General features: G+C 72.8%; 16 protein-coding genes and 1 riboswitch. Of the genes, 6 read left to right on the top strand and 10 right to left on the bottom strand.

Going from position 1 to position 19270, the window contains the following annotated elements:
- Positions 1 to 17 precede the first annotated feature (17 nt).
- Positions 18 to 275, bottom strand: a complete 258-nt coding sequence (locus ACH4DZ_RS02530; RefSeq protein WP_398285042.1) for a hypothetical protein — start codon at positions 273 to 275, stop codon at positions 18 to 20.
- 282 nt (positions 276 to 557) lie between these two features.
- Here ACH4DZ_RS02530 and cbiE point away from each other — a divergent pair, with 282 nt between their 5' ends.
- Together cbiE and cobM are read left to right on the top strand one after the other, a co-directional pair.
- On the top strand, positions 558 to 1877 hold the full coding sequence (gene cbiE, locus ACH4DZ_RS02525) for a precorrin-6y C5,15-methyltransferase (decarboxylating) subunit CbiE (RefSeq protein ID WP_398285041.1): 1320 nt from the start codon (positions 558 to 560) through the stop codon (positions 1875 to 1877).
- Positions 1874 to 2623, top strand: a complete 750-nt coding sequence (gene cobM / locus ACH4DZ_RS02520; protein WP_398285039.1) for a precorrin-4 C(11)-methyltransferase — start codon at positions 1874 to 1876, stop codon at positions 2621 to 2623. The genes cbiE and cobM overlap by 4 nt, the downstream gene beginning before the upstream one ends.
- Positions 2624 to 2666: 43 nt before the next feature.
- Here cobM and ACH4DZ_RS02515 read toward each other — a convergent pair whose 3' ends face one another.
- Positions 2667 to 3827 (bottom strand): cobalt-precorrin-5B (C(1))-methyltransferase, encoded by a 1161-nt coding sequence (locus tag ACH4DZ_RS02515; RefSeq protein WP_398285037.1) that lies wholly within the window; start codon positions 3825 to 3827, stop codon positions 2667 to 2669.
- A gap of 18 nt (positions 3828 to 3845) precedes the next feature.
- Between ACH4DZ_RS02515 and ACH4DZ_RS02510 the strand changes: the two genes are divergently transcribed.
- Positions 3846 to 4607 carry a cobalt-precorrin-6A reductase gene (locus ACH4DZ_RS02510; protein ID WP_398285036.1) on the top strand — a complete coding sequence of 254 codons (762 nt, stop codon included), beginning with the start codon at positions 3846 to 3848 and terminating at the stop codon, positions 4605 to 4607.
- 101 nt (positions 4608 to 4708) lie between these two features.
- On the opposite strand, the gene ACH4DZ_RS02505 is transcribed toward ACH4DZ_RS02510, so the two are convergent.
- From ACH4DZ_RS02505 to cobG, 3 genes are read right to left on the bottom strand one after another with little or no spacing between them, the layout of a single operon-like run.
- The gene (locus tag ACH4DZ_RS02505; RefSeq protein WP_398285035.1) at positions 4709 to 6199 is read right to left on the bottom strand and encodes a precorrin-2 C(20)-methyltransferase; all 1491 of its coding nucleotides are present in this window, start codon (positions 6197 to 6199) and stop codon (positions 4709 to 4711) included.
- A complete protein-coding gene (locus ACH4DZ_RS02500; protein WP_398285034.1) occupies positions 6196 to 6858 on the bottom strand; it encodes a precorrin-8X methylmutase in 663 nt (220 codons plus the stop codon). The genes ACH4DZ_RS02505 and ACH4DZ_RS02500 overlap by 4 nt, the downstream gene beginning before the upstream one ends.
- A 35-nt stretch (positions 6859 to 6893) precedes the next feature.
- Positions 6894 to 8198 (bottom strand): precorrin-3B synthase, encoded by a 1305-nt coding sequence (gene cobG / locus ACH4DZ_RS02495; protein ID WP_398285033.1) that lies wholly within the window; start codon positions 8196 to 8198, stop codon positions 6894 to 6896.
- A gap of 101 nt (positions 8199 to 8299) precedes the next feature.
- A riboswitch (cobalamin riboswitch) is annotated at positions 8300 to 8374 on the top strand.
- A gap of 92 nt (positions 8375 to 8466) precedes the next feature.
- Here cobG and cobN point away from each other — a divergent pair.
- Positions 8467 to 12060, top strand: coding sequence for a cobaltochelatase subunit CobN (gene cobN, locus ACH4DZ_RS02490; protein WP_398285032.1), 3594 nt, complete (start codon positions 8467 to 8469; stop codon positions 12058 to 12060).
- Between the two features lie 160 nt (positions 12061 to 12220).
- Positions 12221 to 12862 carry a superoxide dismutase gene (locus tag ACH4DZ_RS02485; RefSeq protein ID WP_398285031.1) on the top strand — a complete coding sequence of 214 codons (642 nt, stop codon included), beginning with the start codon at positions 12221 to 12223 and terminating at the stop codon, positions 12860 to 12862.
- Between the two features lie 75 nt (positions 12863 to 12937).
- Here ACH4DZ_RS02485 and ACH4DZ_RS02480 read toward each other — a convergent pair whose 3' ends face one another.
- Positions 12938 to 13390, bottom strand: a complete 453-nt coding sequence (locus tag ACH4DZ_RS02480; protein WP_398285030.1) for a flavodoxin family protein — start codon at positions 13388 to 13390, stop codon at positions 12938 to 12940.
- 77 nt (positions 13391 to 13467) lie between these two features.
- On the bottom strand, positions 13468 to 13743 hold the full coding sequence (locus tag ACH4DZ_RS02475; RefSeq protein ID WP_398285029.1) for a hypothetical protein: 276 nt from the start codon (positions 13741 to 13743) through the stop codon (positions 13468 to 13470).
- A gap of 165 nt (positions 13744 to 13908) precedes the next feature.
- Here ACH4DZ_RS02475 and ACH4DZ_RS02470 point away from each other — a divergent pair, with 165 nt between their 5' ends.
- Positions 13909 to 14238, top strand: coding sequence for a hypothetical protein (locus ACH4DZ_RS02470; RefSeq protein ID WP_398285028.1), 330 nt, complete (start codon positions 13909 to 13911; stop codon positions 14236 to 14238).
- Between the two features lie 11 nt (positions 14239 to 14249).
- Here the strand turns inward: ACH4DZ_RS02470 and meaB are convergent, their stop codons facing one another.
- Genes meaB through ACH4DZ_RS02455 form a run of 3 tightly spaced genes read right to left on the bottom strand, consistent with a single transcriptional unit; the run spans position 14250 to position 19227 of the window.
- Positions 14250 to 15248: a methylmalonyl Co-A mutase-associated GTPase MeaB gene (gene meaB, locus ACH4DZ_RS02465; protein WP_398285027.1), complete on the bottom strand. Its 999-nt coding sequence runs from the start codon at positions 15246 to 15248 to the stop codon at positions 14250 to 14252.
- Complete coding sequence (gene scpA, locus ACH4DZ_RS02460; protein ID WP_398285026.1) at positions 15245 to 17419, bottom strand: methylmalonyl-CoA mutase; 2175 nt, start codon at positions 17417 to 17419, stop codon at positions 15245 to 15247. Before scpA ends, meaB begins: the two co-directional genes overlap by 4 nt.
- Entirely contained in the window at positions 17419 to 19227 is a 1809-nt protein-coding gene (locus ACH4DZ_RS02455; protein ID WP_398285025.1) for a methylmalonyl-CoA mutase family protein, read from the bottom strand. Before ACH4DZ_RS02455 ends, scpA begins: the two co-directional genes overlap by 1 nt.
- Positions 19228 to 19270: the final 43 nt, after the last annotated feature.

Here is a 19270-nt window from a genome sequence, read left to right as displayed (position 1 = left end):
TCACGGGTCCGGTGCGGCTACCGTCCGTCGGCGCGTGCGGCGAGGGCGAAGGCCGCGGCCACCCGTCCCGCCGGACTGGCGCCGACCCCCTCGCCCGGCTCGGCCGCGCGGAAGACCGGCCGGTGCTTGATCGTGTAGTCCGGGTCGCCGGGCGACACATCGAGCCGGTCGTCGGCCTCCGGAAGCCGCCACACGTCATGGTCCGTCCGTACGGCGTCGTTGCCCGCCCCGATGCCGACCTGCACGTAGAGGGTCTCGCTGTCCCCGTCCCACATCTTGTCGAGCCAGGCCAGTCCGTGCGAGGTCCATGGCGAACCCGGCGTCGCGCAGCCGACCAGCGACGACGGGCCCCAGACCGGGATCGTCCTCCAGGACCAGTACGCGCATGACCTGGAGCTCAGACGCTGCCAATGCCGGGTCCACGGCGGCCCCGGCCTGCGTACCCGAGCGTAGGTGCGCAGGTCGGCGCCCCGTAAAGTGCGTTCCTGTCGCCCCTCACGACACCCGTTCGTGAGACCCCTTCCGAGACCCTCCCGCGAATTCCGAGGTACCGAGCAGTGATCCCCGCGCGACCTGGACCGCAGCCCGCCGTCACCGTCGTCGGGATCGGGGCCGACGGCTGGGAAGGCCTGCCGGGCCCCTCCCGTACGGCACTTCGCGACGCCGAGGTCCTGATCGGGGGAGCGCGCCAGCTGGACCTGCTGCCCCCGGAGTGCGCCGGGGAACGGATCACCTGGCCCTCACCCCTGCGTCCCGCCGTCCCCGGCCTCCTCGCCGCGTACTCCGGCCGCCGGATCGCCGTGCCGGCCAGCGGTGACCCGATGTTCTACGGCATCGGACGCGCCCTCACCGAGGTGCTCGACGAGCTGCACGACGACGGACCCGGCGCCCTGCGCGTCCTGCCGCACCCCTCCTCCGTCTCCCATGCCGCCGCGCGCCTCGGCTGGCCCGTGGAGGACGTCGAGGTCGTCACCCTCGTCGGCCGGCCCGCCGCCCGCCTCGCCGCCGCCCTGCACGACGGCCGACGGCTCCTGGTGCTCAGCGCGGACGCCACCACCCCCGCCGAGGTCGCCGCCCTGCTGCGCGACCGCGGCTTCGGCCCCAGCCGGATGCGGGTGCTGGAACAACTCGGCGGCGCGAAGGAACGTACGACCGGCGAGGCGACCGCCGACGACTGGGCGCGCCCCTCCGGCGACCCCCTCAACATCGTCGCCGTCGAGTGCCGCCGGGCCCCGGACGCCTTGCGGCTCGGTGCCGTACCGGGGCTGCCGGACGAGGCGTACGAGCACGACGGGCAGCTCACCAAGCGGCACATCCGCGCCGCCACGCTCGGCGCGCTCGCCCCCGCCCCCGGTGAGCTGCTGTGGGACATCGGCGGCGGCTCCGGCTCGATCGCGATCGAGTGGATGCGTACGCATCCCTCGTGCCGGGCGGTGACCGTCGAACGCGACCCGGTGCGGGCCGAACGGATCACCCGCAACGCCGACCGGCTCGGCGTGCCCGGGCTGCGGGTCGTGACCGGCGCCGCGCCCGCCGTCCTGGCCGAACTCCCTTCGCCCGACGCCGTGTTCATCGGCGGCGGGCTCACCGCGCCCGGCCTCCTCGACGCGTGCTGGGAGGCGCTGCCGGCGGGCGGACGGCTGGTCGCCAACACCGTGACCCTGGAGTCGGAGGCCCTGCTCGCCGACGCCTACCGCCGCCACGGCGGAGAACTGGTACGGCTCGCGGTGGCGCACGCCGTGCCGGTGGGCGGATTCACCGGCTGGCGGCAGGCGATGCCGGTGACCCAGTGGGCCGTACAGAAGCCCGCGCAGGAGCCCGTACAGACATCCGACGCGTCCGACGCAGCCGACGATCCCGCAGGAGCAGACAGATGACCGTGTACTTCATCGGCGCCGGACCCGGTGCCGCCGACCTGATCACGGTGCGCGGCGCCCGTACGCTCGCCGCCTGCCACGTCTGCCTGTACGCGGGCAGCCTGGTCCCGCGCGAACTGCTGGCCGAATGCCCGCCGGACGCCCGCCTGATCGACACCGCGCAGCTCAACCTCGACGAGATCACCGCCGAGACGGTCCGCGCGCACGAGGAGGGGCACGACGTGGCGCGGCTGCACTCCGGGGACCCGTCGGTGTTCAGCGCGATGGCCGAGCAGATGCGGCGGCTGGACGCGGCCGGGGTGCCCTACGAGGTCGTCCCCGGCGTTCCGGCGTTCGCCGCCGCTGCCGCCGCCCTGAAGCGGGAGCTGACCGTGCCGACCGTCGGTCAGACGGTCATCCTCACCCGGGTCGCGCACAGCGCCACCGCCATGCCGGAAGGGGAGGACCTGGCCACCCTCGGCCGCAGCGGCGCGCTCATCGTGCTGCACCTCGCCGTCCGGTACGTGGACCGGGTGGTCGACGAGCTGCTTCCGCACCACGGCGCCGACTGTCCCGCCGCGGTCGTCGCCTACGCCTCCCGTCCCGACGAGCTGATCATCCGTGGCAGGCTGGACGAGATCGCCGGGAAGGTGAAGGAGGCCGGTGTGCTGCGGACCGCCGTCATCATGGTCGGCCGGACCCTCGGCGCGGAGCAGTTCCGCGACAGCCACCTGTACTCGACCGGGCGGGACCGCCATGTCTGCTGAGAGTGCTTCCGTGGCAGGACCCGCCCCGGGCTGAGACGGGCGTTCAGGCGACCGTGCTGCGTCCCACCACCGTGCCGGCCCGGTCGATGCAGATCACGTCGACCGTCACCGGCGCCCCGCGCAGCACGGCCAGTGCCTCGTCGCGGGCGGTCGTCGCGACCAGCTCGCCCAGCGGCACCCCGGCCGCCATGCACAGCTGGAGCGCCGCCAGGCCGGTGTTGGCCTCCGCCACCTCGGCGGCCAGCGCCTCGCCCGCGCCGCCGCGCCGGGCCAATTCGGCGAGAAACCCCTTGTCGACCTGGGAGCGGCCGGAGTGCAGGTCCAGATGTCCCGCGGCCAGCTTGGACAGCTTGGCGAAGCCGCCGCAGATGGTCAGCCGGTCGACGGGATGCCGGCGGATGTACTTCAGCACCGCGCCCGCGAAGTCGCCCATGTCGAGCAGCGCGTCCTCGGGGAGGCGGTACTCGGCGACGACCGTCTTCTCCGACGTCGACCCGGTGCACCCGGCGAGGTGCGTACGCCCCGCCGCGCGGGCCACGTCCACACCCCGCCGGATCGAGTCGATCCAGGCCGAGCACGAGTACGGCACCACGATGCCCGTCGTGCCGAGGATGGACAGGCCGCCCAGGATGCCGAGCCGCGGGTTCCAGGTGGAGCGGGCGATCTCCTCGCCGTGGTCGACGGAGACGGTGATCTCGACATCGCCGGTGCCGCCGTGCCGGCCCGCGACCTCGGCGACGTGTTCGCTCATCATCCGGCGGGGGACCGGGTTGACGGCGGGCTCACCGACGGCCAGCGGCAGCCCGGGACGGGTGACCGTGCCCACGCCAGGACCCGCGCGGAAGACCACCCCGGCGCCCGAGGGAAGGCGCCGGACGGTGGCCCGTACCAGCGCGCCGTGCGTGACATCGGGATCGTCACCCGCGTCCTTCACGATCCCGGCCATCGCGTAGGTGTCCGTCAGCTCCTCGGCCGCGAGCGCGAACGACGGCGTCTGCCCCCTGGGCAGCGTGATGGTCACCGGGTCGGGGAACTCCCCGGTCAGCAGCGCGGTGTACGCGGCCGTCGTGGCCGCGGTCGCACAGGCGCCGGTGGTCCAGCCGGGCCGCAGCCCGGTGTGCTTGAGTTGGGCGCCACGGCCGCCCTTCGCCTCGTCGACACCGACACCGACACCGGCATCGGCACCCTGCTCTTCGCTGTTCATGAACGGACCCGGATCTCCATGCACGTACTGATACTCGGCGGAACGACCGAAGCCCGACAGCTGGCCGGGCTCCTGCACGGTACCCCCGGCCTGGCACTGACGAGTTCCCTGGCCGGGCGGGTCGCCAGCCCCCGGCTGCCCCCGGGCGAGGTCCGTGTCGGCGGTTTCGGCGGGGCCGAGGGGATGGCCGCGTGGCTGCGCGAGCACGCGGTGGACGTACTCATCGACGCCACCCACCCTTTCGCCGGAACGATCAGCTTCAACGCGGCGAGCGCCGCCGCCACCGCCCATGTTCCCCTGCTCGCGCTGCGCCGCCCCGGCTGGGCCCCGGTCGAGGGCGACGCCTGGCACGAGGCCGGTTCGCTGGAGGAGGCGGCGAGGCTGCTGCCCGGGCTCGGCCGCCGGGTCTTCCTCACCACCGGCCGCATGGGCCTGGCCGCGTTCGCGCACCTGGACGACCTGTGGTTCCTCGTACGGTCCGTCGACGCGCCGGAACCCCCGTACCCGGCCCGCAGGGAGGTACTGCTCGACCGCGGCCCCTTCGCCCTCGACGGGGAGCGTGACCTGTTGCGCCACCACCGCATCGACGTCCTGGTGACCAAGGACAGCGGGGGCGCCGCCACCGCACCGAAACTGACGGCGGCGCGGGAGGCGGGAGTCCCGGTGGTCGTGGTCCGCAGACCGCCGGCCCCCGAGGGCGTCCCCGTGGCCACCGACCCGGAGTCGGCGGCCCACTGGATCACAAAGCGTATGGCGCGCCCCGCGCAGGCCGCCCCATAAGGGGCGCGGGGAACTGCGCGCCCGGCCACGACGCAGCCGCAGACACCCCACCGTGCCCGAGCGTGCCTGCGGCTCCCCCGCAACCCGCGGCGGAGCCGATTTCACCCCTCCGGATACCGCCGAGGAGTCCAGACGATCTCCTCCTCACCCCCGCGCCGCACGGCGACCCGCGTCTGCGAGGACCCGACCAGCAGAACCGTCCGCATGTCGACCTCGGCCGGTTCCAGCTCGGCGAGCCGCACGATCCGGACGCGCTCGCCCGCGCCGCCCACGTCCCGGGCGACCACGACCGGCGTGTCCGGGGCCCGGTGCTCAAGCAGCAGCTCGCGGGCCTTGCCCACCTGCCAGGTACGGCTCTGCGAGCCGGGGTTGTACAGGGCCAGCACCAGATCCGCCGAGGCCGCGGCGCGCAGCCGCTCGGCGATGACCTCCCACGGCTTGAGCCGGTCGGACAGGGAGATGGTGGCGTAGTCGTGGCCGAGGGGGGCGCCCACGCGGGCGGCGGCGGCGTTGGCCGCGGTCACCCCCGGCAGCACCCGCACCGGGACGTCCGCGTACTCGTTCTGCGAGGCGGCCTCCAGCACGGCGGTCGCCATCGCGAAGACGCCCGGGTCGCCGCCGGAGACGACGGCCACCCGCCGTCCCCGCTGGGCCAGTTGGAGCGCGAACTCGGCGCGCTCGGCCTCCACCCGGTTGTCCGAGCCGTGCCGGAGCTGCCCGGCCCGCTCCGGCACCCGGTCGAGGTAGGTGGTGTAGCCGACCAGGTCGTCCGCGGCGGCGAGGGCACCCCGCGTCTCGGGGGTCAGCCACAGCGGACCGGCGGGCCCGGTGCCGACCACGACCACCTCGCCCCGCTCCCGCACGGGCCGCTCGGCGTCGACCCGGCTGGGCAGCACGGCCACCGAGAAGTACGGCACCGACTCCGGGTCCACGTCGGCCAGTTCGGCGACGCGCTCCCCGCTCATGGTGGCCCGCTCGACGTACCGGGCCTCGTCCAGCCGCCCCGAACTCTCCAGCGCCCGCCGTACCTTGGGGAACGTACGGCCCAGCTTCATCACCACGGCCACGTCGGTCGCGGCGAGCCGCGCGGTCAGCTCCTCCTCGGGCAGGGTGCCCGGCAGGATGGTCAGCACCTCCTCGCCCTCGGCGAGCGGGGTACCGAGCCGGGCCGCGGCGGCGGACACGGACGTGACACCGGGGACCACCTCGGTGTCGTAACGGTCGACGAGCCGCTTGTGCATGTGCATGTACGAGCCGTAGAAGAGCGGATCGCCCTCGGCGAGGACCGCCACCGTGCGCCCCGCGTCCAGATGCGCGGCGAGCCTGGCCGACGCCTCCGCGTAGAACTCGTCCATGGCGCCCTGGTAGCCGCCGGGGTGATCGGTGGTCTCCACCGTGAGCGGGTAGACCAGCCGCTCCTCGACGTGGTCGGCGCGTATGTGCTTCGCCGCGATCGAGCGGGCGATGGACCGCCCGTGCCGGGCACTGTGATAGGCGATCACGTCCGCCTCGGCGATGACCTCGACGGCCCGCACGGTCATCAGGGACGGGTCGCCGGGGCCGAGCCCGACCCCGTACAGCTTGCCGCTCACTCTTCCTCGCTAGCGATCGCGTTGAGGGCGGAGGCGGCCAGGGCGCTGCCTCCGCGACGGCCGCGTACGACCAGGTGTTCCACACCGGACGGGTGCGCGGCGAGGGCGTCCTTCGACTCGGCGGCGCCGATGAAGCCGACCGGGACGCCGATGACGGCGGCCGGGCGGGGCGCGCCCTCGTCGATCATCTCCAGGAGACGGAACAGGGCCGTGGGGGCGTTTCCGATGGCGACCACGGAACCCTCAAGACGGTCGCGCCACAGTTCCAGCGCGGCGGCGCTGCGCGTGGTGCCGAGCTTCGCTGCCAGTTCGGGGACGGCCGGGTCGGACAGTGTGCAGAGCACGTCGTTGTCGGCGGGCAGCCGCTTGCGGGTCACTCCGCTGGCCACCATTTGGACGTCACAGAGGATCGGCGCACCGGCGCGCAGGGCCTCGCGGGCCCGCGACACCACGTTCGGTGTGTAGGAGAGGTCGCGTACGAGGTCGACCATTCCGCAGGCGTGGATCATCCGTACGGCGACCTGGCCGACGTCGGGGGGCAGCGCCGCGAGGTCCGCCTCCGAGCGGATCGTGGCGAAGGACCGGCGGTAGATCGCCGCGCCGTCGTTCTCGTAGTCGTACGTGGTCACGGTGTTCTTCTCACTGCTCTCGGTCGTCATACGGCTCAGGTTCGGGCTCGGGTTCGGTCTCGGGCTCATGTGATCTCCGCCAGGGCGGCGGCGAGACGGGAAGGGTCGGCCAGGGAGACGGTGCGCGCCTCGTCGTGTCCGGGCGCGACGACGGACAGCCGGTAACCGCCCTCCGGGGCGGCGACGACATCGATCCGCTCGCCCCGCGGGTGCCCGCAGCGGCGCTCGCATCCGGACCAGTACAGGGGAAGGCCCTGGTGGCCGGCCGCGTCGACGGCACCGAGCGCGGCGGTCGCGTCCGCCCGTACGTCGGCCCGCGACTTTGCGCAGCCCGGCCGGCCGATGCACGCGCCGACACGCAGCCAGGGCGAGCCGGGACCGGTGACGAGGCCGACGGAGTCGAGGCGGGCCAGCGACCCGGTCCGCTGCGCGGCGGTCGTCCCCGGAGTGGGAAGAACCACACCGCGCCACGGGGTCAGCCGCAGCTCACCGGTGGCCACCCGCGTCAACTCCCGCCATTGCCGAGCCGAGAAACGGCCCAGCGGAACGTGCACGGACAGGGCGTCCCCGACCACTCCCGGCAACGGTCCGTCCGCGCGGCCGGTCTCCCGCACCTGCCGCTCGTGGCCGATGCCCTCCGCCGTCAGACGACGACCGGCCACATCGGTCAACTCGTCGTCCGCGAGCGCCAGCTCGGCCACCCGCCACGCACGTGTCCCACCGGCCCGCTCGGCCTCCAGGAACGCTTCCGCCGCCGCCAGCGCGGCCCGTGGCGCGTCCTGCGCCGACACATGGAGTGCCCGGACCGCTGATCCGAGCGCGAGCTGCGCGCCGCCGTCCGCCGTCGCCCGTACCGTCACGTCGGCTTCGAGCCCGGCCAGATCCCCGCGCCCGTCGTCCAGCGCGAACAGGAACCGTCCCGACAGCGCCTGGGCCGCCTCGCTCGCGCACAGCGCGGTGTCGAGGGCCGACAGCCAGGGCCGTACGTCCCGCAGGCCCCGGGCGTCGAGACCGGACAGCGGGGAGGCGACGATGTTGCGCACCCGCTCGTGCCCGCGCGAGGGCAGCAGCCCGGCGGCGGTCAGCGGCTCGGCCAGTTCGGCTCCGCACCCGTCCGCCAGCCCGCGCAGCTGTACGTTGCCGCGCGAGGTGAGATGCAGGTCACCGTCGCCCAGACGCTGTGCCGCGTCCGCGAGCGCCTCGGCCTGGCGGACGGTCAGCACACCACCCGGGATCCTGACCCGGGCCAGCGCCCCGTCGTCCGCCGCGTGCAGCCGCAGGGTCCCCGGGCAGGCGTCACCGCGGTCCCGTGAGACCGCTGTGGCCTGGGACGATGGACGGAGGGCAGCCGAGGACATGGCGGCGAGCATACCTACGTTCCCGCGGGCTGTATGCCCCGCCCTTTTTCCCCGCCCCTTACTATTCCTTTCGGTGGATCATCCGATCCGCCACCGCCACCACGGCGACAGGGGAGGAAGCCGGTGCGAAGCCGGCGCGGTCCCGCCACTGTGAGCCCGGCCAGAGAATCCGGGTGAGCCAGGAACTCCCTTTCCCCAGCTCACGAGTTCGCGCGTGAGCACGGGGAGACCCATTCCACCACCGCCCGGGGCGCGGACCCCGAGGAAGGCCCGACGCCACATGATCCTTCTGCTGTCGACGTCCGACACCGACCTGCTCAGCGCTCGCGCGGCCGATGGTCCGGTGTCCTACCGGTTCGCCAACCCGGCCCGCCTCGACATCGACGCCCTCCCCGCCCTCCTGGACGGCGCCGACCTCGTCGTCGTACGCCTCCTCGGCGGTCTGCGCGCCTGGGAGGACGGCCTCGATCTGCTGCTCGCCGACGGCCGCCCGGTCGTCGTCCTCACCGGCGAACAGGCCCCCGACGCCCAGCTGATGGCCGCCTCAACCGTGCCCATCGGCATCGCCGCCGAGGCCCACGCCTACCTCGCCCACGGCGGCCCGGACAACCTCGACCAGCTGGCCCGCTTCCTCTCGGACACGGTCCTGCTGACCGGCCACGGCTTCGACCCGCCCGCCCCCGCCCCGACCTGGGGCCCGCTGGAGCGCACGGCCCGTGAGGTCCCCGGCGCCCCGACCATCGCCGTGCTCTACTACCGCGCCCACCACATGAGCGGCAACACGGCGTTCATCGGCGCCCTGTGCGACGCCGTCGAGGACGCCGGCGGTCGCGCGCTTCCCCTGTACGTCGCCTCCCTGCGCGCCCCCGAGCCGGAGCTGATCGAGGAGCTGCGGGCGGCCGACGCGATCGTCACCACCGTCCTCGCGGCCGGTGGCACCAAGCCCGCCGAGGCCTCCGCGGGCGGCGACGACGAGTCCTGGGACGCCGGCGCCCTCACCGGCCTGGACATCCCGATCCTCCAGGCCCTGTGCCTGACCGGCTCGCGCACCGCCTGGGAGGAGAGCGACGAGGGCGTCTCACCGCTGGACGCGGCGAGCCAGATCGCGGTCCCGGAGTTCGACGGACGCCTGATCACCGTGCCGTTCTCCTTCAAGGAGATCGACGAGGACGGCCTCCCGGCGTACGTCGCCGACCCCGAGCGGGCCGCCCGGGTGGCCGGCATCGCCGTACGCCACGCCCGCCTCAGGCACATCCCGGCCGCCGAGAAGCGCCTCGCCCTGGTCCTGTCCGCGTACCCCACCAAGCACTCCCGGATCGGGAACGCCGTCGGCCTCGACACCCCCGCCAGCGCCGTCGCGATCCTGCGCCGACTCATCGCCGAGGGCTACGACTTCGGGCCGGAGCAGGACATTCCCGGTCTGGTCTCCGGGGACGGCGACGAACTGATCCGCGCGCTGATCGAGGCGGGCGGCCACGACCAGGACTGGCTCACCGAGGAGCAGCTGGCCCGCAACCCGGTCCGTATCCCGGCGGCCGACTACAAGCGCTGGTACGCGACCCTGCCCGAGTCCTTGCGCACCGCCGTCGAGCAGCACTGGGGCCCGCCGCCCGGCGAGATGTTCGTCGACCGCAGCGGCAACCCGGAGGGCGACATCGTGCTCGCGGCCCTGCGCCGCGGAAACCTGCTGGTCCTCATCCAGCCGCCGCGCGGCTTCGGCGAGAACCCGATCGCGATCTACCACGACCCCGATCTGCCGCCCTCGCACCACTACCTCGCCGCCTACCGCTGGATCGCCGCCGCCCACGCGGACGGCGGTTTCGGGGCCGACGCGATGATCCACCTCGGCAAGCACGGCAACCTGGAGTGGCTGCCCGGCAAGAACGCCGGGCTGTCCGCCGCGTGCGGGCCCGACGCCGCCCTCGGTGACCTGCCGCTCGTCTACCCCTTCCTCGTCAACGACCCGGGCGAGGGCACCCAGGCCAAGCGCCGCGTCCACGCCACGCTCGTCGACCACCTGGTCCCGCCGATGGCCCGCGCCGACTCCTACGGGGACATCGCGCGCCTGGAGCAACTCCTCGACGAGCACGCCCAGATCGCGGCCATGGACCCGGCGAAGCTGCCCGCGATCCGCGCCCAGATCTGGACGCTCATCCAGGCCGCGAAGCTCGACCACGACCTGGGACTTGAGGACCGCCCCGAGGACGACGGCTTCGACGACTTCCTGCTGCACGTCGACGGCTGGCTGTGCGAGATCAAGGACGCCCAGATCCGCGACGGCCTGCACGTCCTCGGCAGTCCGCCGAAGGGCGCGGACCGCGTCAACCTCGTCCTGGCGATCCTCCGCGCCCGCCAGATCTGGGGCGGCGCCGCCGCTCTGCCCGGCCTGCGCGAGGCCCTCGGCCTGGACGAATCGGCAGCGACCCGCACCACCGCCGACGAGGCCGAGGACAGGGCCCGCAGGCTGGTGCAGGCGATGGACGACGCCGACTGGGACCCGGCCGCCGTCCCCACCGACCAGGGTGAACAGGTCGCCGCCATCCTGGAGTTCGCCGCCCGCGAGGTCGTCCCGCGCCTCGCCGCGACCACCGCCGAGCTCGACCACACCGTGCACGCCCTGAACGGCGGCTTCGTCCCGGCGGGACCCTCCGGATCGCCCCTGCGCGGCCTGGTCAACGTCCTGCCGACGGGCCGGAACTTCTACTCGGTCGACCCCAAGGCCGTCCCGTCCCGGCTCGCCTGGGAGACCGGCCAGGCCCTCGCCGACTCCCTCCTGGAGCGCTACCGCACCGACAACGGCGACTGGCCCACCTCGGTCGGCCTCTCGCTGTGGGGCACCAGCGCGATGCGTACGTCCGGCGACGACGTGGCCGAAGCACTGGCCCTGCTCGGCGTCCGCCCCGTCTGGGACGACGCCTCACGCCGGGTGACGGGCCTGGAGCCCATCCCGTACGAGGAGTTGGGCCGCCCCCGTATCGACGTGACGCTGCGCATCTCGGGCTTCTTCCGGGACGCCTTCCCGCACACGATCGGCCTGCTCGACGACGCCGTACGCCTGGCCGCCTCCCTCGACGAACCGGCCGAGGCCAACTTCGTACGCGCCCACACCCAGGCCGACCTGGCCGAACACGGCGACGAACGCCGCGCCACCACCCGTATCTTCGGCTCCCGCCCCGGTACGTACGGGGCGGGGATCCTCCAGCTCATCGACTCCCGCGACTGGCGCACCGACGCCGACCTCGCCGAGGTCTACACGGTGTGGGGCGGCTACGCCTACGGCCGCGAACTCGACGGCCGTCCGGCCCGGGACGAGATGGAGACCGCGTACAAGCGCATCGCGGTCGCCGCCAAGAACACGGACACCCGCGAGCACGACATCGCGGACTCGGACGACTACTTCCAGTACCACGGCGGCATGGTCGCCACCGTCCGGGCCCTGCGCGGCACGGCCCCCGAGGCGTACATCGGCGACTCCACCCGCCCCGAGACGGTCCGCACCCGCACGCTCGTCGAGGAGACCTCCCGGGTCTTCCGCGCCCGGGTCGTCAACCCCAAGTGGATCGAGGCGATGCGCCGCCACGGCTACAAGGGCGCCTTCGAACTCGCCGCCACTGTCGACTACCTCTTCGGCTACGACGCCACCACGGGCGTGATCGCCGACTGGATGTACGACAAGCTCACCGAGACCTACGTCCTGGACCCGACCAACCGCGAGTTCCTCCAGCAGGCCAACCCCTGGGCCCTGCACGGCATCGCCGAGCGGCTGCTCGAAGCGGAGTCCCGCGGAATGTGGGAGAAGCCGGACCCGGCGGTGCTGGAAGCGCTGCGCCAGGTGTACCTGGAGACGGAGGGGGACCTGGAGGGCGAGGACTGAGACCGGGGGAGTACTGACTGACTGAGGACCGCAACGCAGCGAGGGCCGGAGGGATTTCCCCTTCGGCCCTCGCTGTGTCGAGCGGCGACGCCCCGCCCCTTCTGCTGCTAGCGTGCAACTGCATACCAGTTGCAATAACAAGTCCGAAGGATGTTTGGACATGGCTGTTTACACGCTCCCGGAGCTTCCGTACGACTACGCGGCGCTCGACCCGGTCATCAACCCGCAGATCGTCGAACTGCACCACGACAAGCACCACGCGGCGTACGTGAAGGGCGCGAACGACACCCTGGAGCAGCTCGCGGAGGCCCGCGACAAGGAGTCGTGGGGCTCGATCAACGGCCTGGAGAAGAACCTCGCCTTCCACCTCTCCGGGCACATCCTGCACTCCATCTACTGGCACAACATGACCGGCGACGGAGGCGGCGAGCCCCTCGCCGCGGACGGTGTGGGTGAGCTGGCGGACGCGATCTCGGAGTCGTTCGGCTCCTTCGCCGCGTTCAAGGCGCAGCTCACCAAGGCGTCCGCGACCACGCAGGGTTCCGGGTGGGGCGTCCTCGCCTACGAACCGCTCAGCGGACGCCTGATCGTCGAGCAGGTCTACGACCACCAGGGCAACGTCGGCCAGGGCTCGACGCCGATCCTGGTCTTCGACGCCTGGGAGCACGCCTTCTATCTCCAGTACAAGAACCAGAAGGTCGACTTCATCGACGCCATGTGGGCCGTCGTCAACTGGCAGGACGTGGCACGGCGTCACGCCGCGGCCAAGGACCGCGGCGACAGCCTGCTGCTCGCGCCCTGACGCCGTAGGCCCTGTCGTCACATTCCCTCCTGCCCTCCGGGCGGACGTCGGGAATGTGACGACAGGACCTGGCGGTCAGTCCATGAGGCCGGCGGCGAGGGAGGCGCCCAGCTCCCGGCACGCCTCGACGTCGGCCTTGTCCGGCTCGCCCGTCACGGTCACGGCCTCGGCCGCGCGCCGCCAGCCCAGGCCCTTGACGATCGACTCGATGCCCCGGACCGCGCCGGTGACGTCGTTGCCCCCGTGCACGTAGTAGCCGAACGGCCTGCCCCGAGTCGTGTCCAGGCAGGGGTAGTAGATCTGGTCGAAGAAATGCTTCAGGGCACCGGACATGTACCCCAGGTTCGCCGGTGTGCCGAGCAGATATCCGTCGGCGGCCAGCACGTCGGCCGCCGTCGCGGCCTGCGCCGCCCGCCGGACGACGCGTACGCCGTCGATCTCAGGGTCGTTCGCACCGGAGAGGACGGCTTCGAACATCGCCTGGCAGTGGGGCGAGGGCGTGTGGTGCACGATCAGCAAGGTAGCCACCCCCGAACCCTGCCGTGCGGACCCGCGGGGCCGCAAACGGAGGCGGTCGGGCCGCCGCCGTCGCGGGCGGCGCCGGATCAGCCCATGGCCACCAGCGTCAGCGCGGCCAGTACGGTGATCGCGGCCACCGGGAGCATCACCGTCCGCATCCGCTCCAGCCACGCGCGCCCGCGCCCGGCGCGGTGTCCGGGGCGCCGCCCCACAGGTGCGCGTGCCGCCCGGGTGGGGCCCGCGACGGAGCCGGGTCCCAGGAGGATGCTGCACCAGCGGCAGTCGCTCTCGTCGTCGGACCAGGACACGCCCGGTACCTGTGCGAAGAACGCCGAAGGCCCGTCCCCGTCACATGTCGTCATGGCACGTTCAACGAAAGGTCCCGCGACCGGCTACGCCCGTGCGCCCCATCGTGATCCGGTCGTCACCGGGCCCCGGGAGCGGCCGTCCGCCGGTGTGCGGTCCTCCGTGCACGGCCGCCACGTCGACCGCGTACCGTGGTGACATCACGACCGGAGGTCACACACATGTCCGCGCTACCGCACGAGCCGAGCTCAGAGGCATCCTCGGACCCGTACGAGTTCGAGTTCGCCGAGGGACCGCAGACGCTCGCCGAGCTGCGCATCGCGCTCGCGGCGATCAGCCCCGAGCTGCTGACCGCTTTCGACGCCCGGCTCGACGCCGCGACCTTCGGCTGGGACCACGACGAGGTCATCGCCAAGGCCCGTCGGACCGTGGCGTTCAAGAAGCGGGCCAAGGAGGCGGCCGCCGAGGCAGCCGCACAGGAGGAAGCGGCCGGGGCACAGCAGGTCGACGACCCGTGGGCCCACCTCGACGTACGGGACAGCACACCCTGACCCGCTGACCGTCAGCCCCCGCCGTCGCCCGCACCCGGGTCGTTGAACGCCCGCAGGATCCGCTCGGCGGCGAGTGTGGCCGTCAGCTCACCGTTGCGCACCTGTTCCTCCAGGCCGGGCGTGAGGGCTCGTACGGCCGGATCGGCGTGCAGGCGGCCCAGCAGCTCGTCGCGGACCATGGTCCAGGTCCAGTCGACCTGCTGGTCGCGGCGCTTGGCGGCGAGCCGGCCGCTGGAGTCGAGAAGCGTACGGTGCTGTTCGAGGCGTTCCCAGACGGCGTCGAGGCCGGCCGATTCACGGGCGCTGCAGCTCAGCACGGGGGGCGTCCAGGCCGCGTCCTTGCCGTGCATCAGCCGCAGGGCGCCCGCCAGTTCCCGCGCGGCGGCCTTGGCGTCCCGTTCGTGCGGCCCGTCCGCCTTGTTGACCGCGATCACGTCCGCCAGTTCCAGGACGCCCTTCTTGATGCCCTGGAGCTGGTCGCCGGTACGGGCCAGGGTCAGCAGCAGGAAGGAGTCGACCATGTTCGCGACCGCGGTCTCCGACTGGCCGACGCCGACCGTCTCCACCAGCACCACGTCGTGGCCCGCGGCCTCCATGACGACGATCGACTCGCGCGTCGCCTTCGCGACCCCGCCGAGCGTGCCGGCGGTGGGGGAGGGGCGGATGAAGGCCGCCGGGTCGACGGCCAGCCGCTCCATCCGGGTCTTGTCCCCCAGGATCGAGCCGCCCGTACGGCTGGACGACGGATCCACCGCCAGTACCGCCACCCGGTGCCCGAGCCCGGTCAGCATCGTGCCGAACGCGTCGATGAACGTCGACTTGCCGACCCCCGGCACACCACTGATGCCGATCCGCCGGGCCCGCCCGCTGTACGGAAGCAGCTCGGTGAGCAGCTCCTGTGCCAGCGAACGGTGCCCGGGACGCGTGGACTCGACGAGCGTGATGGCGCGCGCGATCAGCGCCCGCTTCCCGTCGAGCACCCCCTTCACATAGGTGTCGAGTTCGATCACAGGTCGTGCCCGAGACCGGTCGAGAGCCGCTGGACGAGGTCGTACGCCGCGTCCGGGATCACCGTCCCAGGCGGGAACACGGCCGCCGCGCCCATCTCAAGGAGCGTCGGCACGTCCTGCGGCGGGATCACCCCGCCGACCACGACCATGATGTCCTCGCGGCCCTCCGCCGCCAGCTCCTCCCGCAGCGCCGGGACGAGCGTGAGGTGCCCGGCGGCCAGCGACGAGACGCCCACGATGTGCACGTCCGCCTCCACCGCCTGACGGGCCACCTCGCCCGGGGTCTGGAACAGCGGGCCGACGTCGACGTCGAAGCCGAGGTCCGCGAAGGCGGTGGCGATCACCTTCTGGCCGCGGTCGTGCCCGTCCTGGCCCATCTTGGCGACCAGGATGCGCGGGCGACGGCCCTCGGCCTCCTCGAAGGAGTCCACGAGCCTGCGGGTGCGGTCCACGGACGGGGACTCGCCTGCTTCGTTGCGGTACACACCGGCGATCGTACGGATCTGGCCCGCGTGCCGCCCGTACACCTTCTCCAGCGCGTCCGAGATCTCCCCGACGGTGGCCTTGGCGCGGGCCGCGCGCACCGCCAGCTCCAGCAGGTTGCCCTCGCCGCCGGCCGCCCGGGTCAGGGCGTCGAGCGTGTCCTGGCACGCCCCCTCGTCGCGCTCCGCCCGCAACCGCCGCAGCTTCTCGATCTGCTGGGTGCGTACGGAGGAGTTGTCGACCTTGTGGACGTCGATTCTCTCGTCGGTCTCGACGCGGTACTTGTTGACGCCGATCACCGGCTGGCGCCCCGAGTCGATCCGGGCCTGGGTGCGGGCCGCGGCCTCCTCGATGCGCAGCTTGGGGATGCCCGCGTCGATGGCCTTGGCCATACCGCCCGCCGCCTCGACCTCCTCGATGTGCTGCCAGGCCCGCCGGGCGAGGTCGTACGTGAGCTTCTCGACGTACGCGCTGCCGCCCCACGGGTCGATGACCCGGGTGGTGCCCGACTCCTGCTGGATCAGCAGCTGCGTGTTGCGGGCGATGCGCGCCGAGAAGTCGGTGGGCAGGGCGAGCGCCTCGTCGAGCGCGTTGGTGTGCAGCGACTGGGTGTGGCCCTGCGTCGCGGCCATCGCCTCCACGCACGTGCGCGTCACGTTGTTGAACACGTCCTGCGCGGTCAGCGACCAGCCGGAGGTCTGCGAATGGGTGCGCAGGGAGAGGGACTTGGCGTTCTGCGGATCGAACTGCCGCACCAGCTTCGCCCACAGCAGGCGCGCCGCCCGCAACTTGGCGACCTCCATGAAGAAGTTCATGCCGATCGCCCAGAAGAAGGACAGCCGCGGCGCGAACGCGTCCACGTCCAGGCCCACTTCACGGCCCGCCCGGATGTACTCGACGCCGTCCGCGAGGGTGTACGCCAGCTCCAGGTCGGCCGTCGCCCCGGCTTCCTGGATGTGATAGCCGGAGATGGAGATGGAGTTGTAGCGGGGCATCCGCTGCGAGGTGTACGCGAAGATGTCGGAGATGATCCGCATCGACGGCTTCGGCGGATAGATGTAGGTGTTGCGGACCATGAACTCCTTGAGGATGTCGTTCTGAATGGTCCCGGCCAGCTTCTCCGGCGGTACGCCCTGCTCCTCCGCCGCCACGATGTACAGCGCGAGGACCGGCAGCACGGCGCCGTTCATCGTCATCGACACGGACATCCTGTCGAGCGGAATGCCGTCGAACAGCTGCCGCATGTCGAGGATCGAGTCGATGGCCACGCCCGCCATGCCGACGTCACCCGTCACCCGCGGGTGGTCGCTGTCGTAGCCGCGGTGGGTCGGCAGGTCGAAGGCGACCGACAGCCCCTTCTGACCGGCGGCCAGATTGCGGCGGTAGAAGGCGTTGGACTCCTCGGCCGTCGAGAACCCCGCGTACTGCCGGATCGTCCAGGGCTGGTTGACGTACATGGTGGGGTACGGGCCGCGCAGGTACGGCGCGACGCCCGGGTAGGTCTCCAGGAAGTCGAGGCCCTCCAGGTCGTGGCCGGTGTACAGCGGCTTGACCGCGATGCCCTCCGGGGTCTCCCAGAAGGCCTCGTCCTCGCCGGTCGCGTGCTTGACGGCCGTGCGCCAGTCGTCGGGGCCGCCCGCGGCGGCCGGGGTCCCCAGCTGGATCCCGGAGAAGTCGGGGATTCCCATCAGGACACTCCCATGCGGTCGAGGGTGGCGGAGAGCACGGCGACGGCGTCGCAGCCCGCGAAGACGTACGCGTCGACATCCGTGTACTTCCCGGGACGGCCGGCGAGGAACACGTGCTGTGCCCCTGCCGCTTTCAGCGCCTGTGCCGTGCTCGCGGCCTGCTCCTCGTACAGCGCGTCGCTGGAGCACAGACACGCCTCGGTGGTCCCGCTGTCCTCGAAGGCGCCCTCGGTGACGGGCTCGATGCCGCCGGCCTGGAAGAGGTTCGAGACGAAGGAGGTCCGTGCGGTGTGCGCGGCGGCGGGGCCGAGGGACGCCAGGTAGACGCGCGGCCGGGTGCCCGTGGCGGCGAGATGCGCGTCGGAACGGGCCCGCAGCACCTCGTACGCCTCGTCGCGGCGCACCTTCGGGAGCCCGCCGGACAGCGGCTCGGGTACGGGCTCACGCCGCGGAACGCGCTCGGTGAGGTTCGGGAACTCGCTGACCCCGGTGATGGGCTCGCGTCGCGTGGCGAGCTTCGCGCTCCGCGCCTCCCAGGTCTCGGCCAGGTCCTGGCCGAGACGGCCCGAGCGCAGGACGGCGGCCTGACCGCCGAGGCCCTCGATCCGCTGGAAGAACTCCCAGCCCGCGTGGGCGAGTTCGTCCGTGAGCCGCTCCACGTACCAGGAGCCGCCCGCAGGGTCGATCACCCGGGCCAGATGCGACTCCTCGACCAGGATCGTCGAGGTGTTGCGGGCGATACGGCGGGCGAAGGCGTCCGGCAGCCCGAGGGCGTGGTCGAAGGGCAGCACGGTGACGGCGTCGGCGCCGCCCACCCCGGCGGCGAGCGTGGCGACGGTCGTGCGCAGCATGTTCACCCATGGATCGCGGCGCGACATCATCACCGGCGAGGTCACGGCGTGCTGCGTCTGCGCCCCCGCCCGCGGTGCCCCGCACACCTCGGCGACCCGCGCCCACAGCCGGCGTGCGGCGCGCAGCTTGGCGATCGTGAGGAACTGGTCGGCGGTGGCCGCGTACCGGAACTCCAGCTGCCCGCAGGCCTGTTCGGCGGAGAGTCCCGCCCCGGTCAGCTCCCGCAGGTAGGCGACGCCGGTCGCCAGGGAGGCGCCCAGTTCCTGCGCGGCCGAGCCGCCCGCCTCGTGGTACGGCAGCGCGTCCACGGTCAGCGCCCGCAGCCCCGGATACTCCTCGGCGCACTGTCGCGCGAGCGCCGCGGACGCGGCGAAGTCCAACGCCTCGCCGCTGCGCGCCTCGTGGCCCAGCGGGTCCGCGCCGAGACTCCCGCGTGCCGCGTCCTTCGCGACGCCCCGCTCCTCGTACAGCCGCAGCAGCTCCCGCGCGGCCGGCTCGGTGTCGCGTCCCGCGTCGAGGACGACGGGTGCCAGGTCGAGGAGGACACCGTCGAGGGCCTGAGCGAGCGACGACACGGGGAAACCGCCCTCGCCGACGACCAGCCAGAGCGAGCTGACGCCGTTCTCCAGGTCCGCGAGGACCGCGGCGCCGTCGGCGGTCGTGTGCCGCTGGCGTACGCCCCAGCCGCCGGCGGTGTTCCCGTCGGGCCTGCCCCCTCGTACGAAGGGCGCGAAGCCGGGGAAACCGGGATCAGGGGCCTCGTCGTGCGCCGTGTACAGAGGCCGGGTGGCGAGCCCGTCCTCCAGCGCGGTGGACAGGGCTGCCTCCGCCGTCTCGTCCGAGACCTCCTTGCCCGACTTGTTCAGTACGCCCGCCACGAGGCGTCGCCACTGTTCATGTGTCGCGGAAGGAAACTCGGCGGCCAGCGGGAGCCCGTCGTTGGGCAGGACCGTCATGCTCGGATGCTAGGGCAGATTGCTTGAGTCACAGCAGAGGCGA

The organism is Streptomyces sp. NPDC017991 (assembly GCF_044328075.1).
In the GTDB taxonomy this organism is placed as follows: domain Bacteria; phylum Actinomycetota; class Actinomycetes; order Streptomycetales; family Streptomycetaceae; genus Streptomyces.
The sequence above is the reverse complement of the archived record's forward strand: the minus strand, read 5'-3'. Positions and strand labels throughout refer to the sequence as shown.